At 72.6% G+C, this 634-nt stretch carries 1 protein-coding gene; it reads right to left on the bottom strand.

The window, feature by feature from the left end:
- The coding region (locus IH54_RS41045; protein WP_043183675.1) for a ketoacyl-synthetase C-terminal extension domain-containing protein at positions 1 to 634 on the bottom strand (634 nt) is incomplete at both ends.

Here is a 634-nt window from a genome sequence, read left to right as displayed (position 1 = left end):
GCGCGGCGAGGTTCGCGGCCTGGGCGCGCAGGGCTTCGGGGGTGCGGGCGGACAGTATCCAGGGGGTGATCTCTCTGGTGGGGGTGGGTGCGGGTTCCGGTTCTGCGGGGGCTTGTTCGAGGATGATGTGGGCGTTGGTGCCGGAGATGCCGAAGGAGGAGACGGCGGCGCGGCGGGGGTGTCCGGTGTCGGGCCAGTCGGCGGCTTCGGTGAGGAGTTCGATGCCGCCGGACCAGTCGGCGTGCGGGGTCGGTTCGTCGATGTGGAGACTTGCGGGGAGCCGTCCGTGCTGCATGGCCATGACCATCTTGATGACCCCGGCGATGCCCGCTGCGGCCTGTGTGTGGCCGATGTTGGACTTGACCGACCCCAGGAGGAGGGGCCGCTCCCGTTCGCTGCCGTAGGTCGCGTGCAGGGCCTCCGCCTCGATCGGGTCGCCGAGCTTCGTGCCCGTGCCGTGCGCCTCGACGGCGTCCACGTCTGCCGGGCCGAGCCCGGCGTTCGCGAGTGCCTGCCGGATGACGCGCTGCTGGGAGGGGCCGTTGGGCGCGGTCAGGCCGTTGCTCGCGCCGTCCTGGTTGACGGCCGAGCCGCGGACGACGGCAAGGACCCGGTGGCCGTTGCGCCGCGCGTC

The organism is Streptomyces sp. NRRL F-5123 (assembly GCF_000721495.1).
GTDB lineage: Bacteria > Actinomycetota > Actinomycetes > Streptomycetales > Streptomycetaceae > Actinacidiphila.
This window is presented reverse-complemented; position numbering and strand designations above follow the sequence as displayed.